Below are 26028 nucleotides of genomic sequence, written 5' to 3' on the forward strand. Positions count from 1 at the left end.
GGATGAAATTCAGTGAACAATGGCTGCGTGGCTGGGTTAGCCCGCAGGTAAGTCGCGACGAGCTGGTTGCTCGTCTGTCGATGGCGGGTCTGGAGGTCGATAGCGTGACCCCGGCCGCCGGTATATTCAGCGGCGTGGTTGTGGGCGAGGTGCTGAGCACCGAGCAGCACCCTGATGCCGACAAGTTGCGTGTGTGCCAGGTCAGCAATGGTGCGGAAACCTTCCAGGTCGTGTGCGGTGCGCCAAACGTGCGTCCGGGCCTGAAGATTCCGTTCGCCATGATCGGTGCCGAACTGCCGGGCGACTTCAAGATCAAGAAGGCCAAGCTGCGTGGCGTCGAGTCCAACGGCATGCTGTGCTCGCAAGCCGAGCTGCAGGTCGGTGAAGGCAACGACGGTCTGATGGAACTGCCGGCCGATGCGCCGGTGGGCGAAGATTTCCGTGTGTACCTGGATCTGGAAGATGCCAGCATCGAGGTCGACCTCACCCCGAACCGTGGCGACTGCCTGTCGCTGGCCGGTCTGGCCCGTGAAGTGGGTGCGCTGTACGACACGCCGGTCACTCGCCCGGTGGTCATGACCATTCCGGCTGTGCACGACGAAGTGCGTCCGGTAGAAGTGCTGGCGCCTGCCGCCTGCCCGCGTTACCTGGGTCGTGTCATCCGTAACGTTGATCTGTCCAAACCAACCCCGCTGTGGATGGTTGAACGTCTGCGCCGCGCCGATGTGCGCAGCATCGACGCTGCCGTCGACATCACCAACTACGTGATGCTTGAGCTGGGTCAGCCACTGCACGCTTTCGATCTTGCCGAAATCAATGGCGGCATCCGCGTGCGTATGGCGGAAGAGGGTGAGAAGCTGGTTTTGCTCGACGGTCAGGAAGTCAGCCTGCGTAGCGATACCCTGGTGATTGCCGACCACACCCGCGCTCTGGCGATTGCCGGCGTAATGGGTGGCGAGCACAGCGGTGTGTCCGCAACCACTCGCGACGTTTTCCTGGAAAGTGCCTTCTTCGATCAGATCGCTGTGGCGGGCAAGGCTCGTTCCTACGGCCTGCACACCGACGCCTCGCACCGTTACGAGCGTGGCGTGGACTGGCAACTGGCCCGTGAAGCCATGGAGCGCGCCACTGGCCTGCTGCTGGAAATTACCGGTGGTGAAGCCGGCCCGATCATCGAGACCGTCAGCGAACAGCACCTGCCGTCGATCGCGCCGATCACCCTGCGTGCGCAGCGCATCACCCAGATGCTGGGGATGGAAATGGATTCGGCGCAGGTCGAGCGTCTGCTCAGCGCCTTGGGTCTGAAGATTTCCGCTGACGGCGCAGGGCAGTGGCGCGTAGAAGTGCCAAGCCATCGCTTCGACATCAGTCTGGAAGTCGATCTGATCGAAGAGCTGGCGCGTCTCTACGGCTACAACCGTCTGCCGGTTCGTTACCCGCAAGCGCGTCTGGCGCCGCAAGCCAAGGCTGAAGCGCGCAGCGAATTGCCTGAACTGCGTCGTCTGTTGGTTGCCCGTGGTTATCAGGAAGCGATCACTTACAGCTTCATCGATCCGAAGCAGTTCGAACTGTTCAACCCGGGCGTCGAGCCGCTGTTGCTGGCCAACCCGATTTCCAATGACATGGCGGCCATGCGTTCTTCGCTGTGGCCGGGTCTGGTCAAGGCGTTGCAGCACAACCTGAACCGCCAGCAGGATCGCGTGCGTCTGTTCGAAAGCGGTCTGCGCTTCGTCGGTCAGCTGGAAGGTCTGAAGCAAGAACCGATGCTGTCGGGTGTTGTTTGCGGCAGCCGTCTGCCGGAAGGTTGGGCGCAGGGTCGCGACACCGTCGATTTCTTCGACGTGAAGGCTGATGTTGAAGCGGTGTTGGGCTTTGCCGGTGCACTGGATACCTTCACTTTCACTCCGGGTAAACACCCGGCGCTGCACCCGGGGCAAACCGCGCGCATCGAACGTGACGGGCGTGAAGTCGGCTTTATCGGTGCGATCCACCCTGAGCTGTCCAAAGCCCTGGGCCTGGATCGTCCGGTCTTCGTCTTCGAGCTGGTTCTGGCTGAAGTCGCTTCCGGAAAAATGCCGCAATTCCACGAGTTGTCGCGTTTTCCTGAAGTGCGTCGTGACCTTGCACTGATCGCACACAAAGACGTCGCGGCCTCGGCTGTATTGGACGTAATTCGTGAAAATGCAGGCGAATGGCTCACGGATCTCAGGCTGTTTGACGTGTATCAGGGTAAAGGTATTGATCCTGATAGAAAAAGCCTTGCAGTTGGCTTGACCTGGCAGCATCCATCGCGCACTCTTAATGACGATGAGGTGAATTCGACGACGCAAAATATCCTCACCTCGCTCGAACAAAGGTTGAACGCCACGTTAAGGAAGTGACGTATGGGGGCTTTGACGAAAGCTGAGATGGCGGAACGTCTGTATGAAGAGCTGGGCCTGAACAAGCGGGAAGCCAAGGAATTGGTTGAACTGTTTTTCGAGGAAATCAGGCACGCTCTTGAAGACAACGAGCAGGTCAAATTGTCCGGTTTCGGCAATTTCGACCTTCGGGACAAACGCCAGCGGCCTGGCCGCAACCCGAAAACGGGGGAAGAAATCCCGATCACGGCTCGCCGTGTGGTCACCTTTCGTCCAGGGCAGAAGTTGAAGGCCCGAGTTGAGGCTTATGCTGGAACCAAGTCATAACGACGAACTACCCGTCATCCCGGGCAAACGCTACTTCACCATTGGTGAAGTCAGCGAGCTGTGTGCGGTAAAACCACACGTGCTGCGCTACTGGGAGCAGGAGTTTCCTCAACTCAACCCCGTCAAACGCCGCGGAAACCGCCGGTATTATCAGCGCCAGGACGTGCTGATGATCCGGCAGATCCGCGCGCTCCTTTACGATCAGGGATTCACCATCGGCGGTGCACGTCTGCGTTTGTCCGGTGATGAAGCCAAAGACGACACCACCCAGTACAAGCAAATGATCCGCCAGATGATCGCTGAGCTTGAAGATGTACTGGTGGTGCTCAAGAAATAAAAAGCTGCGTTTGAATACTTCCAGTTTTCAAAAGCTTGCGATATATTCTTGAGCGCTCTTCGAGACGAGGGGCGGGTTTCAAACCAGTCGGGGCGTAGCGCAGTCCGGTAGCGCACTAGCATGGGGTGCTAGGGGTCGAGTGTTCGAATCACTCCGTCCCGACCATTATTCCTGAGTAAAATCAGACACTTAAGCCGATCATCTAGATCGGCTTTTTTGTGCCTGCGCAAAAAAAAGGTCGCTGGATGAAAAGTTTGGATCACTTGATAGACAAGCGGGATCCGGCGCTGCCCATCATTGAAAAAATGCTGGGGGAAGCCGTACTCAACTATCAGTTACTCCCTCCCTCCACCGAAAATGGCAGAGTTCTTTCAGGTCTTCAGCTCACGACTAAATCGACTTTAGGTGCGATCGCCTTCGAAACGGGTGGGCTGTTGATTGATCACGGCTGGTTACGTGTGCTCGGCTCCGGGCATCTGCAATTACCGCGAAATCTTCTGGATTGGAATGGCGGCCGTGCTGATGCTTATATGTTGGTCGCCGACGATGCCGCTGGAGGTTTTTTTGCTCTCAATGGCGGTGGTTTGGGTGAAGAGGTTGGGGCGATGTATTACTGGGCGCCTGACACGCTCTTGTGGGAGCCATTGCACATTGCTTACACCGACTTCCTTGGTTGGGCGTTGAGCGATCGGCTTGCGACCTTCTACGACGGTTTGCGCTGGAACGGCTGGATTCGCGACCTGCAGGCGCTGGAAGCGGATCAGTGCTTTTCGTTTTTCCCATTTCTCTGGACTCGGGAAGGCTCAGTCGAAAAGAGTCGCCGTACGGCGATTGATGTTAGCGAACAGTTCGAAATGAATGTCGAGTTGGCACGCAAGCTCGGCAAAGGTTCTGCGCAGTTACTCTGATGTCGGGTTAATACTCTGCCTGTCAGGGCTGATTTCCTTCTACTTCTTTACCTTCAGTGAGCCGAGCCATGCGCAGCAGTATTGCGGGGTTTGATAGACCGTACTGTCAGTGCGCTCGCCTCTGATGCGCCACTAAATATTGGCGATCGGTTGCCGATACTCAGTCATCTAAATTCCGATCGAGCGAAGGCGCATGGACATCAGCAATACCAGTAGTGAATATCAAAAGCCGAAAAATCTCGCAGGGCTGGGCCGTCGCTGGGGTGGGCAGATCATCGATACGTTGATCACCTACTTTTTGATCCTCTTCGTAGGACGGCTGGCGGAGTTTATTGGTTTGCCGCCAAATGTGGTGGCTGTCCTGGCTCTTGGTACGGGTGTGGCGTATTACCTGTTTTCCGATGCAATGCCCAACGGGCAAAGCCTGGGTAAAAAGCTGCTGGGGATGTCGGTGATTGATGAGCGTAGTTACTTGAACTGCAATCTGTATCAATCGTTCATACGCAACATCACAACGCCGTTTCTGAACATCCTCGACTGGATTTTCATCTTCTTTGGCTCGCGCAAACGCCTGGGCGACATGCTTGCGTCGACAATTGTGATTCGTGTCAGGTGAGTCAAGTGGGGCGGCGGCAGCCGCCCAGGTACTAAGGTTTCGAACCTTGCTCAATGTCCTCCGAGTCACTGGAGGTTGCGGCGTCCTTCTGCGTTTCTTGCGGTTCGGCGCCGGAGTTTGAGCCTGACGCTTCTTCGCCTTTTTTATTGGCTTTTTCCTCGTTGGACTCTGAGCTTTGCGCCTGATTTGTGCCGGAGGAGGCTGTCGGTGTTGCTGCCGAACTGGTCTGCGTGAAGAGCGAGCCAGTCAACAGCAGGCTTGCAAGCGTCAGGGTTGCAATCGACTTGTTCATGATCTGAGTCTTCCGCGCGATGTGGGTAACTCTTTGGAGGCATGAACAGGCCTAAGGTGCTGGCCGTTGGACGAGCGGTAAAGTCACAGATACCCGGCCCAATGTGAAAGCAGAAGGATTTCTACCAAGCCGACCATAAACATGACCGCGACAAAGCGCCACGAAAACACCGCGCTATATTTTGCGGCCTTGCAAGTCGGCCCATTCAATCCCGAAGCGGCTCAGGTATTTTCTCAAGCGATCTGCATCATTCGGCTGCACCTTGGCTTGGCGCGATACGCCGAACAGTCTGCGTCCGGCATCCGACAGGCTGTCCGCTTGCCGACATACGTCAATTACCGCTTTCAATTGCAGTCGATCAAACAGGTCGAGGCTAGCGGCGTCTCCCGGGAGGTCATCCGGCATCCCGTCCGGTTGCGCCAGTCGCCACGCATAACGCAGTCGATCAATTTCTTCCTGCACTTGCGCCTCATCAATTCGTCCGCTGTCCGCCAGCGTGGCCATCCGGGTAATCGACGCTGACAATTCGCGAAAGTTGCCCAGCCATGCCGCTTCCCGAGAGCTGGCGAAGGCGAGGTAGCGTCGGCGCGCTTCGAGGTTGAAGCGCACCAGTTGGCCGTGATCGCGAGCGTGACGTTCGAGCTCGAAATCGATGTTGGGCTCGATGTCTTCGCGGCGGCCGGCCAGGCCGGGCAAATCAAATGTCCAGAGGTTGATGCGTGCGTACAGATCCTCGCGGAACAGGCCTTCGGCGACGCGGCTGCGCAGATCGCGGTGAGTGCCGGCGATGATCAGGAAGTCGCTGTCGACCTCCTTGTCGGAGCCAAGCGGAAAGAAGCGCTTTTCTTCGATAGCCTTGAGCAGCATCGCCTGTTCGTCCGCGCCCAGCTCACCGATTTCATCGAGAAACAACATGCCGCCGTCCGCTGCCCGTAGCAGGCCGTCGCGGGCGTTCTGCGCTCCGGTGAATGCGCCTTTGACGTGACCGAACAGAGCCGACATCGCACCGTCGCCCCGCAGGGTGGCGCAGTTGACCTCAACAAACCGGCCCTGCATTTGATGGCGGCTGCGTTTGAGTTCATAGATGCGTCGGGCGAGAAACGATTTGCCGGCGCCGGTCGGGCCGATCAGCAGCATGGGCGCCTTGGAGCGCACGGCCACCCGTTCAATCTGTTCGATGGAGCGGTTGAACGCCGCGTTACGGGTGGCGATGCCGGACTTCAAGAACTCCAGGCCCTCGAGGCGTTTGTTGGCGAAACGCGAGGCAATGCGGTCATAACGCGACAGGTCGAGGTCGATCAGCGCGTGAGTGCCGGTGGCTTGTTCATCTTCGCTTTTGCGTCGGGCGGGGGAGGTCTGGATCAGGCGCGCCGGCAGATAGCGTGCTTCGGTCAGCAGGAACCAGCAAATCTGCGCGACGTGGGTGCCGGTGGTGATGTGAACCAGATAGTCCTCGTGCTCGGTATCGAAGCTGTAGGCCGTCGTGAAGTCATGCAGTGCGCCGTAGACCTCTTCGAAATCCCACGGATTGCGCAGTGCCATGGGGTGCAGGTGTACCTCGGTTTCCGGCGAGACCTGCTGGATATCGGCGCGAACCCGTTCAGCGAGGCTGATGTCGCGCGCGTCGATACCGTGAATCAGTTCCAGACGATGGATCAACACGTCCGGTTGCTGGCACAGGCCAACGCTCGGTCGCCAGTGGCTCCAGCGATTGGCGCCTTTGCCAACGCGGTCCAGGGTGGCGCCGATAAAACCGATGGCGACGGTGCGTTTGTTGGGCATGGCAATCTCAAAAGATAAATGACGATATCAAATGATAGGTTTCTCACACTGGGTTTGTCTTCGGTTCAGCTCAAAGAAATCGATAAAAAATAAAAAAACTATATAAATCAATAAGATAAAAAATAAATTTTGCGCCTCTCAAAAACTGGCACAGCCGCTGCAATACCTATCGCAACGAACAGGACAACAGAGCGAGACGCCACGATGGCCAACTTCAAACTCTTCAACACGCAATCGAAACAGCTGCCAGCCTGCGACACTTTGAATGCCTCCGGTGCCTCGGCATATGCCTACACGCCGAAGCATCAACTGGCCCAGCTGGCGGTCACCGGTTGCCTGAACCAGACGTTTTACGCCAGCGCTGAAAGCCAGCTGGATCAAGTATTGAAGCTGGTGGCTGAACTCGACAGCCGTTTCGTGGCGAAGGCTGCTGTCTACGCTCGCCAAAAGGGCCACATGAAAGACATGCCGGCATTGCTGCTCGCGGCGTTAACGGCGAACCGTTCGACGTTGGTACCTGAGGTGTTTGAACAAGTGATCGACAGCGGCAAGATGTTGCGTAACTACGTGCAGATCCTGCGCAGTGGCGCCACCGGGCGCAAATCCCTTGGTTCGCAACCCAAACGTCTGGTGCAGAACTGGCTGAACGGCGCGACCGAACGTCAACTGCTACAAGCGTCGATTGGCAACCAGCCATCCCTGGCGGACGTGGTGAAGATGGTTCACCCCAAGCCGGCTGAGGCCTGGCGCGAAGCGTTCTTCGCCTGGCTGATCGGCAAACCGGTGGATGTGCAGGCATTGCCCGAGTTGACCCGTGATTTGCTGGCATTTCGCAGCGGTGCGAGTCGCGAAGTCCCCGCGGTACCGTTTCAACTGCTCGGCAACGAAATTCTGAGCAAAGAGCAATGGGCGGCGCAGGCTTGCAACATGGGCTGGCAGGGGTTGCGCATCAACCTCAACACCCTGGCGCGGCATGGCGCGTTCGAGGTTCCGGGTTGCGTCGATTACGTGGCCGCGCGACTTGCAGATCCGCAAGAAGTGGCAAAAGCGCGGGTTTATCCGTATCAGTTGCTGGCGGCCTACCGGATGGTTGGCGATAACGTTCCGCTGCAGATCCGCGAGGCGTTGCAGGATGCACTTGAGTTGTCGCTGGCCAACGTGCCGAAGCTGGAAGGCGCGGTGGTGGTTTGCCCGGACGTATCGGGTTCGATGGGGAGCCCGGCGACCGGTTATCGTCAGGGTGCGACCACCGCAGTGCGTTGCATTGATGTGGCGGCACTGGTCGCGGCAGCGGTGTTGCGCAAACAGCCGGCGGCGCGGGTGATGCCGTTCGAAGTGAAGGTGGTGGATATCAAGCTCAACCCACGGGACAGCGTGATCAGCAATGCGGAGAAACTGGCCGCGGCCTTTGGCGGCGGCACCAACTGCTCGGCGCCATTGAAGAAACTGGCGGACAGCAAGGCCAGGGTCGATACGTTGATTCTGGTATCGGACAACGAGTCCTGGATCGACACGCGGCGCCATGGAGCAAGCGAGACCATTCGCCAATGGGAACGAATCAAGCAGATCAACCCGCAGGCGCGGCTGGTGTGCATCGATATCCAGCCGGGTTATGCAACGCAGGCAGCCGACCGCGACGACATTCTGAATGTCGGCGGTTTCAGCGATGCGGTGTTCGATGTGGTCGAGCAGTTCACCAGCGGTCGTTACGGTGCCCAGCACTGGGTCGAAGCGATCGAGAAGATGCAATGAATTGATTTGTCACAGGCGCTGAATGCCGGTGGGACTACATCCAAGACGTCTCATCAAACCCTTGTCAGCGTGTGTGACGGCACGAATGCCTGATGGCTGTACATCTGAGGCCGGTTAACCCCGGTGCGCGGCGACGCGCAACAGTCATCAACTTTTGTCGTGCCACCTTATTGAAAAAGAAGGCAGCGAATGCAACAGGTACTCCATCGGAACGCGGGTTCGAATCCCGCCCCGGCAACGGGGGCTCGACTGGCAGAGCCACAGTGTCTGTTTTTTTGTCGCTGCACATGACGGAACAACGCCGAATCATCGGCCAACGAATAAAGAATAGAGAAATGAAAGCACACACTTACCAACTGCTCGAAGTCGCCAACGGCAAGCCGATCAAACTCTGGACCGAAGGCGTCCCGGTGGAAAACGAGGCCCGCGAGCAGCTGATGAACACGGCAAAGATGCCATTCATCTTCAAGCATCTGGCGGTGATGCCGGATGTGCATCTGGGCAAGGGCTCGACTATTGGCAGCGTGATTCCGACGGTGGGCGCGATCATCCCTGCGGCCGTCGGCGTGGACATCGGTTGCGGCATGATCGCCGCACGCACGTCGCTGACCGCAGCCGACTTGCCGGACAATCTGCAAGGTCTGCGCAGCGCCATCGAGCAAGCGGTGCCCCATGGCCGCAGTTCGAACCGTTCTCGGCGCGACAAGGGCGCATGGGACGAGATTCCGCAGCAAGCCGATCAGGCCTGGGCGGGGCTTCAGCCACGTTTCAAACTGATCACCGACAAGTACCCGAAACTGACCAACACCAACAACCGTGGGCATCTGGGCACGCTCGGCAGCGGCAACCACTTCATCGAAGTGTGCCTGGATGAAGCCAACCGGGTCTGGTTCATGTTGCACAGTGGTTCTCGCGGTGTCGGCAACGCCATTGGCAACCTGTTCATTCAGATGGCTCAGGCGGATATGCGGCAACATATCGCCAACTTGCCGGATCGTGACCTGGCGTACTTCGAAGAAGGCAGCCAGCACTTCGATGATTACGTGGAAGCGGTGAGCTGGGCGCAGGACTTCGCCAGACAGAACCGCGAATTGATGATGCGCGCGGTGATTCAGGCCACGCGCCAGATCATTCGCAAACCGTTCGAGGTGGCGCTGGAAGCGGTCAACTGCCACCACAACTACGTGCAGAAAGAGCGGCATTTCGGCGAAGAAATCCTGGTCACCCGCAAAGGCGCGGTGTCGGCGAAGAAAGGTGAACTCGGGATCATTCCGGGTTCGATGGGCGCCAAGAGTTTCATTGTGCGCGGCCTGGGCAACGAAGAGTCGTTCAGCTCCTGCAGCCACGGCGCCGGCCGCACCATGAGCCGAACGAAGGCAAAGAATACATTCACCGTCGAAGACCAGATCCGCGCCACGGCGCATGTCGAGTGCCGCAAGGACGAAGCGGTGATCGACGAAATTCCGATGGCCTACAAGGACATCGACAAAGTCATGCACGCCCAGCGCGAGTTGGTGGAAGTGCTGCACACCCTGCGGCAAGTGGTGTGCGTCAAAGGATAAAAGGATCAGCAGTCATGGAATTTGCAGAACGCCACCCGCTGTGCGCCACGATGCGTGCGCGGGTACTGGAAGAGTTGGCGCGTATAGAGCGTGAGCGCAATGTCACGGTGTTGTACGCCTGTGAGTCCGGCAGTCGGGCCTGGGGCTTTGCCTCGACCGACAGCGACTACGACGTACGGTTCGTGTACGTGGAAAAACCGCAGTGGTTCGTTCAGGTCGACACGCCGCGCGCGGTGATCGAGCGGCCATTGGACGATGAGCTGGACGTCAGCGGCTGGGAACTGCGCAAGACCCTCGGGTTGTTGCGCAAGTCCAATCCGACGTTGCTGGAGTGGCTCGACTCGCCATTGGTGTACCGCAGCGAAAGCGCGCAGGTTGCGCAACTGCGGGAACTGGCCGAAGCGTTCTACAGCCCGCCGGCAGCCCGCAACCACTATCTGTCGATGGCGAAAAACAACTTTCGCCAGTACCTGCAAGGCGATAGCGTACGGTTCAAGAAGTACTTCTACGTGCTGCGGCCGTTGCTGGCGGTGCGCTGGATCGATCAGGGGCGCGGGCGTCCACCGATGACCTTCGCCGACCTGCTGACCACGGTCGACGACCGCGCACTGCTCGCTGAAGTCGACGAACTGCTGGCACTTAAACGCAATGCCGACGAGCGCGCCTACGGCCCGCGTCGTCCGGCACTGCACAGGTTCATCACTGCCGAACTCGAGCGCGATGTGCCCACATTACTCAGAACTCAGGAAGACTCGCGACGACTGGATGACTACCTCAGGGAGACCGTCGGGTTGTACGCATAAGGAATGAAATGGAACAGCAAGTGATTGAACTGGACGGCGCGATTGGCGGCGGTCAGGTGTTGCGCAGCGCGCTGAGCCTGTCGATGGTGACGGGCCAGGCGTTTCGCATTAAACAGATTCGCGCCCGCCGCAGTCGGCCGGGACTGCTGCGTCAGCATTTGACGGCGGTGATGGCGGCCGCCGAAGTCTGCGGCGCACGGATCGCGGGAGCGGAACTGGGCTCGCAGGCGCTGTTTTTCGAGCCGGGAGCGATTCGTTCGGGTGATTACCGGTTTGCGATCGGCACGGCCGGCAGTTGCACGTTGGTGTTGCAGACCTTGCTGCCGGCGCTGTTGCAGGCGCCGGGCACAAGTCGCGTACGGATCAGCGGCGGTACGCATAATCCGTTGGCGCCGCCTGTCGATTTCCTTACGCGCAGTTGGTTGCCGTTGATGCGGCGCATGGGTGCCGGCATTGAGCTGGATCTGCTGCGTCACGGCTTTGTCCCGGCCGGTGGCGGTGAGATCGACGTCACGGTGCAGCCGTCGCAACTGACGCCGCTGGACCTGTGTGAGCGTGGGGCGCTGCTGTCGCAGCAAGCCTTGGCGCTGACGGCCGGTCTCGCACCGAGCGTCGCCGAGCGTGAACTGAATCAGGTGGCGAAACGCATGCGCTGGGCAGCGGAAACTTTGCATCCGATCACGCTCGACCCGGCGCGTGGCCCCGGTAACGTGCTGTTACTGGAGTACGTGTTCGAGCAGGTCACCGAAGTCTTCAGTGCCTTTGGCCAGGTGTTGTTACGGGCGGAGAAGGTCGCTGATAGCGCAATCAATCAAGCGACAGACTGGTTACGCAGTGACGCTGCGGTGGCGGAACACCTCGCCGACCAGTTGCTGCTGCCGATGGCGCTGGCCGGTGGCGGATCATTCACTACCCCAAGAATGACCGAGCATCTGCACAGCAACATCGCGGTGATCGAGCGCTTCTTGCCGGTCACTATCGAATGCTCGGAAGCGGGCCCCGAGCGTCTGCGGGTTGAGGTCCGCAACGGTCGCTGACCGCGTCGCAAGCCCGGATCAATCTCGCGAATGCGGCAATTTGCTGGCCCCCAGGCTTGGGCTTCCCCGGCAAAATCGCCTTTTTTCAAAAGGTTAGGTTGGCTATATGCGGACGATTGTCATAACCGTTGCAACGCTTTCCCTGGCTGCCTTCGCTTCGGCCATTGAAGCGAGGGAGTTGAGCAAGAGTCACCGGTTCGCCTGTACCTGGGGCTCGGACATCGCCGCCGGGGCGCAGCAGTCGAAGCTGTCGGGGATCTCGTTGTACGGCGCGCGCAAGCAGTTGCAGGTGCGCAAGTTCCAGCAACCGTGGATGCGCATGACGGCAATGGGGATTACCGAGCAGACCTACAACAGCACGTCGAAGCTCAAACCTGCAGCGGTCAAGCAGACCTATTACGAACAATGCGTGCGGCATGAGCTGGCCCAGCGATAAATCGAAAAGCCCAACCTGAAGAGGTTGGGCTTTTTCATGCCTGACGAAACGTCGGCGTTACTTGTCAGTCTCGCAATTGACCATCCACGACACGCCGAAGCGATCGACCAGCATACCGAACCGGGCGGCCCAGAAAGTCGCCTCTAGCGGCATATCGACGCGACCGTCCTTGGCCAGTGCATTAAACACCCGCTCGGCTTCGGCAATGCTGTCGACGTTGAGTGAAATCGAGCAACCACTCATACCCCCGGTCGGCCGGTCAGGCGTGGTGTCCGAGGCCATGATCATCTGGTCGCCAACCTTCAGGCAGGTATGGATGACCAGGTTGTGGTGCTCTTTCGGTACGTGTTCGGCGGCGGGTGTTTCGCCGAAGGTCATGATTGCTTCGAGTTTTCCTTGCAGCGCTTGCTCATAAAAGGTGAAGGCTTCACGGCAGTTGCCGTTGAAGATCAGGTAGGGATTGATTCGCATGATGGCGTTCCTGGCAGTAGGCGCGGAGAGAGGCGATGTTCGCCAGGTTCCGCGAAAGGCGGTTAAACCATAGCAAAGCATTGGACGCCGCAACGGCCAGAGTTTTTCCAGATGTTTTTCTTCTGAAAACGCCGCGCTTCAGCACGGATAAAACCTGCGGAGTACCATGACACCCTGTACGACCTATTGAGCTTGTTCTGCCATGCCTTTGATTTCCCGCTTCAACGCCCTGTTCGATCAGGCCCGGCGCGCCCTGTTGCTGGTCTGGGCGACATCACGCGGGTTGTTTCTGGGGTTGGTGCTGGCGACCCTGATTGCCGGCGTTCTGCCGGCGCTGGCCGCATGGCTGGGTCAGCGCATTGTCGATGCGGTGGTGATGGCGATGCAGTTGCACGCGCAACAGGGCGATGCACCCCTGTGGCCGGTGTTGCGTTATGTGCTGATGGAGGCGGGCGTGCTGGCGTTGTTATCCGGTACGCAACGGGCGCTCTCGGTGCAGCAGTCGTTGTTGAGGGTGCAGTTGGGGCAGAAGGTCAACACGCTGATTCTGGAAAAGGCGCAGACCCTGTCGCTGGTGCAGTTCGAGAACTCCGAGTTCTACGACAAGCTGGTGCGCGTGCGCCGCGAAGCCTCGACCCGGCCGCTGGCGTTGGTGATGAAGTCGCTGGGGTTGATCCAGAACCTGATCATGCTGATCAGCTTCGGTGTGCTGCTGGTGCATTTTTCGCCGTGGGCACTGCTGTTGCTGGTGATCGGCGCGTTGCCGGTGTTCTTTGCCGAGGCGCATTTCTCCGGCGACGCTTTCCGCCTGTTCACCCGCCGGGCCCCGGAGAGTCGGCAGCAAAATTACATTGAAACCTTGCTGTCCCATGAGGCCTACATCAAAGAGGTCAAGCTGTTCGGCTTTGCGCCGTTGCTGCTGCAGCGTTATCGGGACACCTTCGCCAAGCTCTACGCCGAGGATCGGCGCCTGACATTGCGTCGTGATGGCTGGGGTTTCGGTCTCGGCTTGCTCGGTACAGGGGCGTTCTATCTGGCTTATGCCTGGGTGGTGATCGATGCGGTGCACGGCAATATCAGTCTCGGTCAGATGACCATGTACCTGGTGTTGTTCAAGCAGGGGCAGAGTGCGGTCAGCAGCAGCCTGAGTGCGATCAGCGGTTTGTATGAGGACGGTCTGTACCTGTCGAGCCTGTATGAGTATCTGGCCGAACCGGTGTTGGCTGATTGCGGTCATCTCACCGTCGGCGCGCATCCGGGTGATGGCCTGCGTTTTGAGAACGTCGGTTTCCGCTATCCGGGGGCCAGCCGTGCAGCACTGGAAGGCATCGACCTGCACCTGGTGCCGGGCAAGAGTGTGGCGCTGGTGGGGGAGAACGGCTCAGGCAAAACCACGCTGATCAAATTGCTGACGCGCCTGTATCGGCCCGATCAGGGGCGGATTCTGCTTGATGGCAGCGATTTGCAGGATTGGGAAGAGAACACATTGCGGCGGCGTATCGGGGTGATTTTTCAGGACTACATTCGCTACCAGTTCACTGTCGGCGAGAACATCGGCGTGGGCGATACCTCGGCGTTCAACGAAGAATCGCGCTGGCAGGCTGCGGCTACCGAAGGCATGGCCGCGCCGTTCATTGAAAACCTCGACCGTGGCTATGCAACGCAACTAGGCCGATGGTTCGCTGGCGGTCAGGAGTTGTCCGGTGGGCAATGGCAGAAGATTGCCTTGTCCCGGGCGTACATGCGCCGCGATGCCGACATCCTGATTCTCGACGAACCGACCTCGGCGCTGGATCCGGCAGCGGAAGCGGCAGTGTTCGAGCATTTCAGCCAGCACACCGAAGGTCGCATGACCTTGCTGATCTCCCACCGCTTTTCCAGTGTGCGCAACGCCGATCAGATCATGGTGCTGGAGGCCGGACGGATACTGGAGCAGGGCGATCACGATAGCCTGATCGCCGCCAACGGACACTACGCCAAACTGTTCGATCTGCAGGCTCGCGGCTATCGCTAGGAATCCTGCGCGCTGCGCACCAGTGCAGGGCCGGCCACGCGCGGCGCGGGTTTGGACTGCATCAGCGCATCAAGCGCCTTGCGATAATTCTGCCCGCCCAGCGCCATGCTGTTGTTATGGGTGGCACCCGGCACCAGCAGCAGTCGTTTCGGTTGTTGGGCGGCGTTGAACAGCTGTTCGCTGAAGCGCGGCGGCACGAACGCGTCGGCCATGCCGTGTACCACCAGCAATGGCATGTGAATCTCGGCGATCTTATCGATGGAGTCGAATTTCTGTGACAGCAACCAGCGCACTGGTAGCGAGGTGTTGGCCACGGCCGCAGCCACGTCGGCGAGAGAGGTGAAGGTCGATTCGATCACCAGACCTTTGACCGGCAGCGGTGACTTGTCCCGTGCGGCGTCCTGGCCGAGTTCGGCGGCCAGATCAATAGCCACGGCGCCACCCAGTGAGTGGCCGTAGATCAGGCGCTTGCTCGGGTCGGGCTGCAGCAGTTTGAAGCGCTCCCACGCCACACGGGCGTCTTCATACACGCTGCTTTCCGAAGGCAGATCGCCCTTGCTCTGGCCGAAACCACGGTAGTCGATGGCCAGTACCGAGTAGCCGGCCGCGCGCAACTGCTCAATGCGGAACAGCTGTCCGGTGAGGTTCCAGCGCACGCCATGCAGATAGAGAATCGCCGGAGCGTTCGGTCGTTCTGCGGGCCACCACCAGGCATGAATATTCTGCCCGGCCTTGAAGCTCTTGGGCTGCAAGTCGAGTTCCTGCACGCTGCCCGGCAAACCGTGATACCAGCCGGCCGTGCCCGGTTCGATGCGAAACAGCAGTTTGCGCTCGGTGTGTTCGAGCACCGCACAACTCGTCGGCACGCCAATGATCAGCGCAGCCATGCAGGCGAACGCCAGACGGCGACGACGCAAACGGGTCATGAAGGACAGGAACATTAAACGGTTCACCACAGCGCAGACAAAGAAGGCTTTTTACCAGAAGGCTCGGTCTGCGCGTGACTTTTTCGACCACCGTCTACTCGCAACGATTACAAAATGCTGCGGCTCAGCCCACGCGCAGAACGATTTTGCCGATGTGGTCGCCACCTTCCATGCGCGCATGCGCCTGGGCCGCATCGTTCAGCGAATAAACCTTGTCGATGATCGGCAGGCAGCGTCCGGCGGCCAGCGCCGGCCATACGTGTTCGCGCAGTTGCTCGGCAATTTCGGCCTTTTCCTCAGCGGTTCGCGCACGCAGCAGTGAGCCAGTGATCACTGCACGCTTGGCCATGATCGCCAACAGGTCGATGTCGTTGGCCTTGCCGCCCCCGAGAAAGCCCAGCATCACCAGCCGGCCATCCATCGCCAGCGCGCTGACATTTCCGTTGAGGTACGAGGCGCCCATGATGTCGAGAATCGCGTTCACCCCTTGGCCTGCAGTTTTTTCGGCGATGACCGTGGCGAAATCCTGCTCGCGATAATTGATCGGCTGCCCACCCAGTTTGCTGATTGCCGCGCATTTATCGGCACTGCCGGCGGTGGCGAATGCTTCGATGCCGAACTCGCGGCAGAGCATCAGCGCGGTGGTGCCGATGCCGCTGGTGCCGCCGTGAATCAGCACGCGCTGACCGCGCTGAACGTCGCCGAGGCCGAACAGGTTGGCCCACACGGTAAAGAACGTTTCCGGGATAGCGGCGGCCTGCACCCAATCCAGTCCATCGGGGATCGGCAGGGTTTGCCCGGCCGGGACGTTGCAGTATTCGGCGTAACCGCCACCGTTGGTCAGCGCGCAGACCTTGTCCCCGACGGCAAACTGACTGACACCGGCACCCAGCGCCACCACTTCGCCGGCCACTTCCAGACCGGGGATCGGGTTCATGCCCGGCTTCATCGGGTATTTGCCGGCGCGTTGCAGGGCGTCGGGACGGTTGATCCCGGCGGCATGCACGCGGATCAGCACTTCACCGGCTGCAGCGACGGGCAGGGGCACACGTTTGGCTTGCAAGACGTCCGGGCCACCGGGTTGAGTGATTTCGATCCGGGTCATTTCGTTGGGCAAAGTCATGTCGATTCCTGTTGCTTGAGGTTCTGAAGATGGGAGCGTAGCCCGCGGGCAATGATTCCCTTCAATTTTCACAGACGCGTGGTTCAGTCGCTGAGGGCAGCCATTTCAGGGCGTGCTCCAACAAAATCGCCACGACAATCGCCCCTGCGGCGATCACGAAGAGCATTGCGTGCTGACCGCCCGTGGCATTGAACAGCGCCGAATAGGCAAATCCGGCCAGCGCCTGAAACGTGGCAAACGATACGGTGGCGCGGCTCCAGGCGATTTGCTGGCGATGGTGATCCGGCACCAGTTCATGCACGCGGGCCAAAGCCAGCGGGACGATGCCCGGCGGGAATGAACCGATGATCACTGCCAGCACGGCCAACGCGATGAAAGAGTGGGAAACCGCCAGCAGTCCCAGCGCAATCGCCTGCACCACCAATACCAGCCGGATGCCCATCCGCGCGCCAAGCCGGTCCGCGAGAAAGCCGTAACTTACCGGGCCGACAATTGCGCCCAGGCCATACATCACCCAAACCAGTGCACCAATCTGCGCCCCGGCACCGAGCCCGCGAGCCACGTAATCCACCAGAAACACCATGGCCGGCACCAGACCTGCGGCCATGAATGCGTATTGGCCGAACAGCAAATAGACGGCGGAGGGCGTTGGCTCAACCGCCGCGCCTGTGTGAGCGGCGGTCGGGTGCGGCAGATCAACAGGCCAGCCAAACCAGCTCATAGCGGTCAGCAACAAGGACAATCCGCCCAGCCCCAGCCAGGCGGCGTGCAGGCCCATATTCAACAAGGGCGGGACGATGGTTCCGGAGGCGGCGATGCCTAGGCCGATACCGAGAAAAATCGCACCGCTGGCCAGCCCTTTGCGGGATGCCGGCACGTGGGGCAGTACAGTCGCCGCCACCAGCACCATAATCGCGCCGCCGGTAATCCCCGACAGCAATCGCCAGCCAAAGAACCAGCTCACCGACAACGGAAATGCACAAGCAAAAAATGCTGCGGTGACCAGCAGCATCATCAGTCGCAGGGCGTTTTTATTGCCCAGTTGCCGCGCGATCGGCCGGCCGAGCAGGGCGCCGATCAGATAGCCGACCAGATTGGCTGCGCCGAGGTAGACCACGTCATTGGCAGAAAACCACTGCGCCTGAATCAGCGAGGGAATAAGCGGTGTGTAGGCAAAACGCGCCAGACCAATGCCGACCAGGCTGGCGCAGAGTCCCGAGAAAATCGGTAACGCTGAGGTGGATGTACGCATGACAGCATTCCTTAGGAAGGTCTATGGCGCTCAGGATATCGGCTATCTTTGCTGCGGTAATGCAGCGATTTGGCTTTATAGTGATGCAAATTCGCATCGGTTGGGGGCAGCATGAACTGGGATGATGCGCGGGTATTTCTCGCAGTATGCAGAGAGTCGACCTTACGCGGCGCAGCGCGGGTTCTGGGGGTGGATCAGGCGACCGTCGGGCGACGGATCACGGCGCTGGAAAAGTCCCTGAGCGCGACCTTGTTCCTGCGCACCTCCGACGGCTACGCATTGACCGCGGTCGGCGAGGCCGCGCTCAAAAGCGTGGAAAAAATGGAGCATTCGGCGCTGGAACTTGAGCGGCAGATTCAGGGCCTGGATGATCGTCTGACCGGCACCGTACGCGTCAGCACCACCGACTCACTGGCCATCGACTTTCTGATTCCGGCCATTAGTCGCCTGCACGCGCTGCACCCGGACGTGCGTGTGCAACTGGACGCCTCCACGCAGATTCTTAGCCTGGCCAAGCGCGAGGCGGACATCGCTGTGCGCAATACCCGGCCTGACAATCCCGATCTGATCGCGCGGCGGATTGCACGCTGGCCCGTGGGATTGTTCGCTTCACAGGCGTATATCGACGCCCATGGCATCCCGCCGCCGGGTACGGCGTTCGAAGGCCATGACCTGGTGGTCTACCAGCCGTATTTGCAGACGCACAAGGACATGGCGCTGGTTTGCGAGCCGCTGCATCGCGGACGGATTGTCGCCAGCCTGAGCTCCAGTCTGCTGGTACGGCGCTCGATTGCGGCTGGCCTGGGCGTAGGAGAAATTCCGGTGTACATGGGCGAGCGCGATGGCCTGATCAGGCTTTGGCCGGAGCGCAATCGCCCGCAACCGTATGAGGTCTGGCTGGTGACCCACGCGGACTTGCGCCACACCGCACGGGTCAGGGCGGTGATTGAGCAGATTGTCGAGGCGTTTGCACTGGAGAATGAGTGACGGCTCAAAGCGCTTTGGAGAAGCTACAGCGTCTGACGAAACGCCCTACATCCACAGCAGAATCTGCCGGCTTGTGGGCTTGGAGCGCCAGTCCTAAGGTTGATGCAACTCGCAGCGCCAGGAAATCGGTGCGCCAGAGAAGGTATCGCTAACCCAGGGAAGGGGGTCGGATTGAAAGCCAGGGAATTCGAGCAATATCAAAGCTTCGACACATTGAGCAAAGGTCGTAATACACAAATCATGAACGCTATCAGCCGTGAAGAATTCAACGCCAGGATCGAGACCATCGAGGCAAGGATGGATGCTCGGGTAGAGCGAGTGCACGCAGATATCCGAGAGTTCCTTTGCTCCCAGGCAGAGCGAGACAAGGCGAATGAGCGCATCCAGTGTGAGCGAGATAAACGCTACGACTCGATGATTCAAGGCATTGCCATCGAGTCCAAAGAGGCGCTCAAAAAGGCGGGTTCCGTGAATGCCAACGTCTGGATGGCAACGGCTGTGCATCTGTTTGGTGTGGTCAGTATTGTCGTGGGCGGGTATTTCGCCAGTCAGGCCAACCTGTATGCAGCGATACAAACAACCTTGGCGGCGGTTCAGGCGGGCAAAGAAGTCGGCGCAGCCAAGCCTGCCGAGCAGCCATCACCGGTGTTGCCAAAATAAAAAAACGGCCTTCAATCGAAGGCCGTTTTTGTTGGCTTTGGAAACCCTGCCTCATGGCATTTGCGGCAGCTCTTGCGGACGCAGGTCAAACACCAGCACTTCTGCATCCGCGCCATTGCTCAGGGTCAACGCCTGTTCCTCGCGAACCCGCACGCCGTCACCTTCCTGCAGCAACTGGCCGTTGAGTTCAACACTGCCGCGAGCCACATGCACGTAGGCGTAACGGTTGGCGGACAGTTTCAGGGTGGCGCTTTCCTTGCCGTCGAACAACCCGGCGTAAACCCGCGCATCCTGGCGCACTGTCAGCGAACCATCGCTGCCGTCCGGCGAGATGATCAGTTGCAGGCGACCGCGTTTTTTCTGCGCACTGAAGTGCTCCTGCTGATAGCGCGGTTTGGCGCCGCTGATCTCCGGCACAATCCAGATCTGCAAAAAGTGCACGGGTTTGGTGGCCGAATGGTTGAACTCGCTGTGCGCCACGCCGCTGCCGGCGCTCATCAGTTGTACGTCGCCAGGGCGGATCACCGAGCCGGTGCCCAACGTGTCTTTATGTTCCAGTGCGCCTTCGAGCACGTAGGAAAAGATCTCCATGTCACGATGCGGGTGCTGGCCGAAACCTTTACCGGCGGCAACGCGGTCATCGTTGATCACCAGCAGGTCGGAAAAACCCTGTTCACGCGGGTCGCGGTAGCTGGCGAAGGAAAAGGTGTGGAACGACTTCAACCAGCCATGATTGGCGAGGCCACGATCGGAGGCTTTGCGAAGAGTCAGCATGATGAAATCTCCTTGGGGGACGTGAATTCGTCCGAGTGAGGAGGAGATTACTGTTTACTCTGCGGGGTAATAAGTAGATGGAAATTGAAATACTGTCCGTTTCTGGTTGACAGTTGTGTGCGCTCGATCACGTATTTTTTTCCGACGACTGTGCCGCAGTTGGCCATAATGCTCAGCCTGTCCTGTCCGCTTACTTTTGATTATCAGTGATGTGTACCCCATGAAAACCGTGGCCATGGTGTTGTTCCCCGACTTTCTGCTGCTCGACATGGCCGGGCCGCTGGAAGTGTTTTCGGTGGCCAATCGCTATTTGAAACCGGAGTCGCACTATCAGCTGACGACCCTTGGCACCGAGCGCGGGCCGTTGCGTGCGTCCAACGGTGTGCTGGTATACACCGACCGGCATATCGAACAAGCCCTTGAGCGCTACGATTTGCTGCTGGTGCCAGGAGGGCCGGGGGCTTACAACGAAAAACACCCGGCGTTGCTGGCCTGGCTGAAAGCGGCGGTGCCCTGTGCCGAGCGATATGGTTCGATCTGCACCGGTGCCTTCGTGCTCGGCCATGCCGGGTTGCTCGACGGCTATCGGGTGACCACTCATTGGAACTACACCGAACGCCTGATCAAGGCATTTCCAAAGGCGAGCGTCGCCACCGACCAGATTTTCATTGAGGATCGCAATCTGATCACCTCTGGCGGGGTCACGGCCGGCATCGACCTGGCGCTGGCGCTGGTGGCGCAGGATCACGGCAAGAAGTTGGCCCAGGACGTCGCCAAAGTGCTGCTGGTGGTGATGAAACGTCAAGGCGGACAGGCGCAGTTCAGCCCCTTGATGGCGGCGGTGGCGCCTCAGGAAACATCGATCACCCGAGTACAGAATTACGTCCTGGACCATCTCGACGAAGTGTTCACTGTCGAGCGCATGGCTGGATTGGCCAACATGAGTGCACGGCACTTCGCGCGGACGTTTGTCCGCGACATCAATATGACGCCGATGGAGTTCCTGCAAAGTGCGCGTATCGACTGCGCACGAAATCTTTTGGAAACCACTGACCTGCCTTTGAAAACCGTGGCCTACAAGAGTGGTTTTGGCAGTGTTCGGCACATGCGTCTGTTGTTCGCGGAAAAACTTGGCCTTACGCCTGTGCAATACCGCGAACAGTTCAGCTAGAGCGGTTCTGTCCGTTGTGCGCACCCGGATGTCCGTGCTGCGCCCTGTGTGAAGGTTGTGCCGTCATCGCAGGCTGCCAAGATAGTTGGCATGAACAGCCTCAACGATTTGCACTCGGCGTCAGTCCTGTATTTCGGCCCTTACGCCTTTCATTTGCGCCAACGGCTGATCCTCGACGGGGATCGGCAACTGCGTATGGGCGGGCGTGCGCTGGACATTCTGCAGGTGCTGGTCGAGCGTGCAGGCCGAGTGGTCAGAAAGGAAGAGTTGATTGCACGGGTCTGGCCCACTTCGGTGGTCGAAGAGATCAATCTTCGCGTCCACATTGCCGCCCTGCGCCGGGCGCTCGGTGACGGTGAGAACGGCCAACGCTACATCGTCAATGTGCCGCAATGTGGCTACAGCTTCGTTGCTCCGGTGCACGGCGACAATTTCGAGCACGTGGCCCTGGAACACCTGCAAGCGCCACAACACAACTTGCCTGTGCGGCTGACGCCGGTGACCGGTCGCGATTCAGTGGTGGGCTCGATGGTGCGGCAATTGCCACTGTGCCGATTGATGACCGTGACGGGGCCTGCGGGTGTCGGCAAAACCACGGTGGCGTTGCGTGCTGCAGAGTTGCTGTTACAGCATTTTCGCGACGGGGTCTGGCTGGTGGACCTGGCGGTAGTCAACGACGCCACGCCACTGCTCGATTATCTGTTGCACACCCTCGAAACCGATCTCGTCACGCTGGCAGCGCGTCACAGCTTGCTGGTGCTGGATAACTGCGAGCATCTGCGTGAAGCCTGCAAGGCTCTGGTTGAACGTTTACTGGAGGCCGCGCCACGGTTGTCGATTCTTGCGACCAGTCGCGAAGCATTGCAGGCCAGTCTGGAGACCGTGCAAACCCTGCCGCCACTGGCCATTCCCAAGTCCTCAGCGTTGGGCAGTGTCGAAGAGACCATGAGCTATTCGGCCGTGCAATTGTTTGTCAGTCGTGCCCGAGCCCGGCAGCAGGGTTTTACCCTGCGTGAACAGGATCTCAATGCTGTGCGCGACATCTGTCGGCGGCTCGATGGGCTGCCACTGGCGATTGAACTGGCGGCGGCGCACATTGATGCGCTGGCGTTGGTCGGCTTGCAGTCACAACTCGACAATTGTTTACAGCTGCTCAGCCATGGTCGGCGTACTGCCGTGCCACGCCATCAAACCCTGAAAGCCGCGCTGGACTGGAGCTATCAGCACCTGAGTGAGCAGGAACAGCGGGTGCTGCAACGCCTGTCGGTCTTCAAAACGGCGTTTGCCATTGATGCGGCGATGGGCGTCATCAGTTGCGCGCTATTACCCCCGTCGACGTTGGCCCTGATGATTGATCGGTTGGCGCAGAAGTCTTTGCTGGCGGTGGAGCGGGGCAGTGCCGGGTTGCGCTATCGCATGCTCAACACCACCCGTCGTTACGCCCGCGAACAACTGGAAGGCAGTGGTGAATCCAACGAGTACGAGCGCCGGTATGCGCGCTTTGTCAGCCGCAGTCGTTGGGTGTCAGGCTCGCAGTTGGCTGCTCAACTCGTCGAGTAACCAGCGCACCTTGCGCAAGTCCGGGGTGGCGTAGCCCTCGGTGAAGCGTTGATAGATCGGGTTCAATAAATCCAGCGCTTCGCGGTAGCGGTTCTGCCGTTGCCACAACTGCGCCAGCGAAGTGGCGCTGCGCAGTTCCCAGGCCAGGGCGCCCTGGGTTTGCGCGATCGACAGTGCCTGGAGCAAGACCTTTTCGGCTTGCCGGGTGTTGCTGTCAGGGCAAGCCGATTGTTCAATCAACATCCGATCGGCCCGAGCCCGCAGAATCTCCGCCGTGCTCCAGCCTGCAGCTCCGCTGTGTGCCCGCTCAAGCAACGCATCATCAACAAAGCGGCTGTCCAGGGTCACCATGATTTCTCTGATCAGACCGCTGTCATCGGTCGCTATCGGCACGGCGGCATCGGCGTCGAGGACCTGCGCGTATTGCCGTGCCCAGCGATAGAACAGCAATACGGAATGCTTCTGCGCCTGCTCCAGCAACAGCTGCAGCAAAGCACGGGCGTTTTGCGGGTCACCGTTGTAATGAGCAATCAGGCAACTGGCCAGCGCCAGGGTGTAGCAGATCGAGGTGCCGTGGTTGATTTGCACGGCGATGTCCAGTGCCTGCCTGGCCGTACGCCAGGCCTGTTCAGGGAAACCTTGCAGCCACAACACCCGGGCCAGCACCGTCAGCGAGGCGACGCTCTGGTCGTACTGCACGCCGAAGCCATGGGTGAAACGGTTGGGATTGCCGTTTTGCGCCATGTGCTGAATCACTTGCTCGGCATGCAGGCGTGCCTGCTGCTGGTCGCCGGCGTAATGCAGCGCCAACACCCGCAGGCGATGTGTACTCAGCGACAACTGCGGGTCGCCGTGCAGGCCGAGGCGATCGAACTGTTCGCTCTGTTCCAGCGCCGATCGATAGTGGCCACAGCTGAGGTTGACCGCCATGTGCCCGGACACTGCACGCAGCTGGCCGGCCACGTCGTCGTACGCTTGCGCCAGCGCATGGGCATCGACGAACGCCGCGATGGTTTCCGGGGTACCACCCCAGGTGTGGTAGCAGGCGCTGCCGAGCGCCAGCTTCAGCGCGATCTTCACCCGAGGGCAAGGTTCGGCAGCGTTTTCCAGCAGGGCCAGCGCCTGACGCACGTAACCGCCGTATTCCTTGAGCAGCGACAACTCTTGCCACAGGGGCGCCGAGGTCGCGGCCAGATAAATCCCCACATCGTTGGGGCCTGCACCGTTCAGGCTCCAGTCGAGCGCCGCGCGCAGGTCTTCCAGACCGCGTGCGTAGCGTTCGATCCACAGTGCGGTTGAGGTGGTTTCCCAATCGGTCTGCCCCTGATACATCAGCGCCAGACAACGTTCAGCGTGGCGTTCGCGGGTTTCGGCGAGTTCGGCGCCTTGCTCGAGTTTTTCCAGGGCATAGCGGCGCGTGGTGTCGAGCAACCGATAAAACACTTCTTCGTCACCGACTTCGACGTTGAGCAACGATTTGGCGACCAGTTGGGTGATTGAGCCGAACACCTCGCCGGGCTGGATGTGCTGTCCACCGATCACCGCAGCGGCGGACTCCAGCGTGAAGCCACCCCGAAACACGCCGAGCCGGCGCAGGCAGGTCTGTTCGCAATCGGTCAGCAGGTTGAAGCTCCAGTCCAGCGTGGCACGCAGCGTCTGGTGGCGTTCCACGCTGCTCTGATTGCCGGTCGCCAATACCGGCAGACGCCCTTGCAACTGGCTGAGCAAACCCTGCAGGCCGAGTTCTCCAACCTGCGCCGCCGCCAGCTCCAGCGCCAGCGGAATGCCGTCCAGACGCCGACAGATTTCAAGCGCATCGGGCAACTCGGCGTCGCTCAATTCGAAGCCCTCGTGCGCGGCCAGGGCGCGTTCGGCAAACAGTTGCAGTGCCGAAAAACTCAACGCCTGCGCACGATCAAGCACGGCAATCGGCGGCGGGTAATCGAGGGATTCGAGACGTTGCACATACTCGCCTTCGGCACGCAGGCTCTCGCGGCTGGTGGCCAGAATGTGAACCTGCGGCGCACCGCGCAAAATGCTCTCGCTGAGCAGTGCCATGGCGTCGATCAGGTGTTCGCAGTTGTCGATCACCAGCAGCATCTGGCGCTCGCGCAGCGCATTGACGAGGTGGGTCAGCGGATCGTTGTCATGCGGCACCACGTCCAGCAGGGCCGCCAGGTGCGAGCAGATCATTCGTGCGTCGTTGATCGGCGACAGATCCAGCAGCCGGATACCGTCCCGATAGTGGCCGATCATCTGCTCGGCAACGCGCAGGGCCACGGTGGTTTTGCCGATGCCGCCGGGGCCGACCAGCGTGATGCAGCGCTGGCGCGGCAACTGCCTGATCAGGCTGTCGACCAGCGGCTGGCGGCCGATCATTCGCGTGCGGCGCAGTGGCAGGTTATGCCGGGTGCCGGTCTCTGCGCAGGTGTGCTGTTCGATCGATTGCAGCCTGATCGGTGCGACAAAGCTGTAGCCGCGCTGCGCCACCGTGACGATGTATCTCTGCCCGCCCTGACCATCGCCCAGGGCTTTGCGCAACGCCGCCATGTGCACCCGCAGATTGATGTCTTCGACGATGCTGTCCGGCCACACGCCGGCAATCAGTTGCTGCTTGCTCACGACATCGCCGGCATGCGCCAGCAGGATCAGCAGAATATCCATGGCACGCCGGCCCAGGCGTAACGGCTGCTCGCCCTCAAGCAGCAGCCGTTTGCCGGGCTGAATCCGATAGGGGCCGAAACCGAGGGCCTGATTCGGGGGAAGACTCAACAGCTCACTCCTGCGAAATTTTTATAATCCTGCCCACGGCGTGTGAAGCCTCCGTGAAGGGCAGCGCGGATCAGCGTCAGCGGCACGCAAGCCTTCTAATCCGCAG

General features: G+C 59.8%; 23 protein-coding genes and 1 tRNA gene. 16 read left to right on the top strand and 8 right to left on the bottom strand.

Going from position 1 to position 26028, the window contains the following annotated elements; translation table 11 throughout:
* Positions 1 to 2 precede the first annotated feature (2 nt).
* The 6 genes from pheT (at position 3) to CRO59_RS06295 (ending at position 4548) form a co-directional block, all read left to right on the top strand.
* Complete coding sequence (gene pheT / locus CRO59_RS06270; RefSeq protein WP_097088689.1) at positions 3 to 2381, top strand: phenylalanine--tRNA ligase subunit beta; 2379 nt, start codon at positions 3 to 5, stop codon at positions 2379 to 2381.
* 3 nt (positions 2382 to 2384) lie between these two features.
* Entirely contained in the window at positions 2385 to 2687 is a 303-nt protein-coding gene (gene ihfA / locus CRO59_RS06275; protein ID WP_002553164.1) for an integration host factor subunit alpha, read from the top strand.
* Positions 2668 to 3024: a MerR family transcriptional regulator gene (locus tag CRO59_RS06280; protein ID WP_003179985.1), complete on the top strand. Its 357-nt coding sequence runs from the start codon at positions 2668 to 2670 to the stop codon at positions 3022 to 3024. Before ihfA ends, CRO59_RS06280 begins: the two co-directional genes overlap by 20 nt.
* A gap of 88 nt (positions 3025 to 3112) precedes the next feature.
* Positions 3113 to 3189 (top strand) — tRNA-Pro (locus CRO59_RS06285).
* 80 nt (positions 3190 to 3269) lie between these two features.
* Positions 3270 to 3932, top strand: a complete 663-nt coding sequence (locus tag CRO59_RS06290; RefSeq protein WP_097088691.1) for a DUF2625 family protein — start codon at positions 3270 to 3272, stop codon at positions 3930 to 3932.
* 193 nt (positions 3933 to 4125) lie between these two features.
* Positions 4126 to 4548, top strand: a complete 423-nt coding sequence (locus tag CRO59_RS06295; protein ID WP_097088693.1) for an RDD family protein — start codon at positions 4126 to 4128, stop codon at positions 4546 to 4548.
* Positions 4549 to 4579: 31 nt separating this feature from the next.
* On the opposite strand, the gene CRO59_RS06300 is transcribed toward CRO59_RS06295, so the two are convergent.
* Complete coding sequence (locus tag CRO59_RS06300) at positions 4580 to 4840, bottom strand: hypothetical protein (protein WP_097088695.1); 261 nt, start codon at positions 4838 to 4840, stop codon at positions 4580 to 4582.
* Between the two features lie 174 nt (positions 4841 to 5014).
* A complete protein-coding gene (gene rtcR, locus CRO59_RS06305; RefSeq protein WP_097088697.1) occupies positions 5015 to 6622 on the bottom strand; it encodes an RNA repair transcriptional activator RtcR in 1608 nt (535 codons plus the stop codon).
* A gap of 204 nt (positions 6623 to 6826) precedes the next feature.
* Between rtcR and CRO59_RS06310 the strand changes: the two genes are divergently transcribed.
* The 5 genes from CRO59_RS06310 (at position 6827) to CRO59_RS06330 (ending at position 12212) form a co-directional block, all read left to right on the top strand.
* Positions 6827 to 8374 (top strand): TROVE domain-containing protein, encoded by a 1548-nt coding sequence (locus tag CRO59_RS06310; RefSeq protein WP_097088699.1) that lies wholly within the window; start codon positions 6827 to 6829, stop codon positions 8372 to 8374.
* Between the two features lie 335 nt (positions 8375 to 8709).
* Positions 8710 to 9936 carry an RtcB family protein gene (locus CRO59_RS06315; protein ID WP_027611573.1) on the top strand — a complete coding sequence of 409 codons (1227 nt, stop codon included), beginning with the start codon at positions 8710 to 8712 and terminating at the stop codon, positions 9934 to 9936.
* A 14-nt stretch (positions 9937 to 9950) separates the two neighbouring features.
* Entirely contained in the window at positions 9951 to 10739 is a 789-nt protein-coding gene (locus CRO59_RS06320) for a nucleotidyltransferase domain-containing protein (protein WP_097088701.1), read from the top strand.
* 8 nt (positions 10740 to 10747) lie between these two features.
* Positions 10748 to 11776: an RNA 3'-terminal phosphate cyclase gene (gene rtcA, locus CRO59_RS06325; protein WP_097088703.1), complete on the top strand. Its 1029-nt coding sequence runs from the start codon at positions 10748 to 10750 to the stop codon at positions 11774 to 11776.
* Positions 11777 to 11882: 106 nt separating this feature from the next.
* Positions 11883 to 12212 (top strand): hypothetical protein, encoded by a 330-nt coding sequence (locus CRO59_RS06330; protein ID WP_007961262.1) that lies wholly within the window; start codon positions 11883 to 11885, stop codon positions 12210 to 12212.
* 57 nt (positions 12213 to 12269) lie between these two features.
* Here the strand turns inward: CRO59_RS06330 and CRO59_RS06335 are convergent, their stop codons facing one another.
* Positions 12270 to 12683 (bottom strand): VOC family protein, encoded by a 414-nt coding sequence (locus CRO59_RS06335; RefSeq protein ID WP_097088705.1) that lies wholly within the window; start codon positions 12681 to 12683, stop codon positions 12270 to 12272.
* A 202-nt stretch (positions 12684 to 12885) separates the two neighbouring features.
* Between CRO59_RS06335 and CRO59_RS06340 the strand changes: the two genes are divergently transcribed.
* Positions 12886 to 14697 (top strand): ABC transporter ATP-binding protein, encoded by a 1812-nt coding sequence (locus CRO59_RS06340; protein WP_097088707.1) that lies wholly within the window; start codon positions 12886 to 12888, stop codon positions 14695 to 14697.
* Here CRO59_RS06340 and CRO59_RS06345 read toward each other — a convergent pair.
* The 3 genes from CRO59_RS06345 to CRO59_RS06355 form a co-directional block, all read right to left on the bottom strand.
* A complete protein-coding gene (locus CRO59_RS06345; RefSeq protein ID WP_097088709.1) occupies positions 14694 to 15638 on the bottom strand; it encodes an alpha/beta hydrolase in 945 nt (314 codons plus the stop codon). The genes CRO59_RS06340 and CRO59_RS06345 overlap by 4 nt on opposite strands.
* Positions 15639 to 15747: 109 nt before the next feature.
* Positions 15748 to 16746: an NAD(P)H-quinone oxidoreductase gene (locus CRO59_RS06350; RefSeq protein WP_097088711.1), complete on the bottom strand. Its 999-nt coding sequence runs from the start codon at positions 16744 to 16746 to the stop codon at positions 15748 to 15750.
* A gap of 61 nt (positions 16747 to 16807) precedes the next feature.
* Positions 16808 to 17998: a YbfB/YjiJ family MFS transporter gene (locus tag CRO59_RS06355; protein WP_097088713.1), complete on the bottom strand. Its 1191-nt coding sequence runs from the start codon at positions 17996 to 17998 to the stop codon at positions 16808 to 16810.
* Between the two features lie 111 nt (positions 17999 to 18109).
* On the opposite strand from CRO59_RS06355, the gene CRO59_RS06360 reads away from it, so the two are divergent.
* A complete protein-coding gene (locus tag CRO59_RS06360; RefSeq protein ID WP_097088715.1) occupies positions 18110 to 18985 on the top strand; it encodes a LysR family transcriptional regulator in 876 nt (291 codons plus the stop codon).
* Between the two features lie 171 nt (positions 18986 to 19156).
* Complete coding sequence (locus CRO59_RS06365; protein ID WP_256578446.1) at positions 19157 to 19645, top strand: hypothetical protein; 489 nt, start codon at positions 19157 to 19159, stop codon at positions 19643 to 19645.
* Between the two features lie 51 nt (positions 19646 to 19696).
* Here CRO59_RS06365 and CRO59_RS06370 read toward each other — a convergent pair whose 3' ends face one another.
* The gene (locus tag CRO59_RS06370; protein WP_097088717.1) at positions 19697 to 20419 is read right to left on the bottom strand and encodes a pirin family protein; all 723 of its coding nucleotides are present in this window, start codon (positions 20417 to 20419) and stop codon (positions 19697 to 19699) included.
* A 220-nt stretch (positions 20420 to 20639) separates the two neighbouring features.
* Here CRO59_RS06370 and CRO59_RS06375 point away from each other — a divergent pair, with 220 nt between their 5' ends.
* A complete protein-coding gene (locus CRO59_RS06375; protein WP_097088719.1) occupies positions 20640 to 21590 on the top strand; it encodes a GlxA family transcriptional regulator in 951 nt (316 codons plus the stop codon).
* 90 nt (positions 21591 to 21680) lie between these two features.
* Complete coding sequence (locus CRO59_RS06380; RefSeq protein ID WP_097088721.1) at positions 21681 to 23150, top strand: winged helix-turn-helix domain-containing protein; 1470 nt, start codon at positions 21681 to 21683, stop codon at positions 23148 to 23150.
* Here CRO59_RS06380 and CRO59_RS06385 read toward each other — a convergent pair.
* Positions 23115 to 25922: a winged helix-turn-helix domain-containing protein gene (locus CRO59_RS06385; protein WP_097088723.1), complete on the bottom strand. Its 2808-nt coding sequence runs from the start codon at positions 25920 to 25922 to the stop codon at positions 23115 to 23117. The genes CRO59_RS06380 and CRO59_RS06385 overlap by 36 nt on opposite strands.
* Positions 25923 to 26028 lie beyond the last annotated feature (106 nt).

Origin of the sequence: Pseudomonas sp. LAMO17WK12:I5, from assembly GCF_900215165.1 — a bacterium.
Classification (GTDB): domain Bacteria; phylum Pseudomonadota; class Gammaproteobacteria; order Pseudomonadales; family Pseudomonadaceae; genus Aquipseudomonas; species Aquipseudomonas putida_A.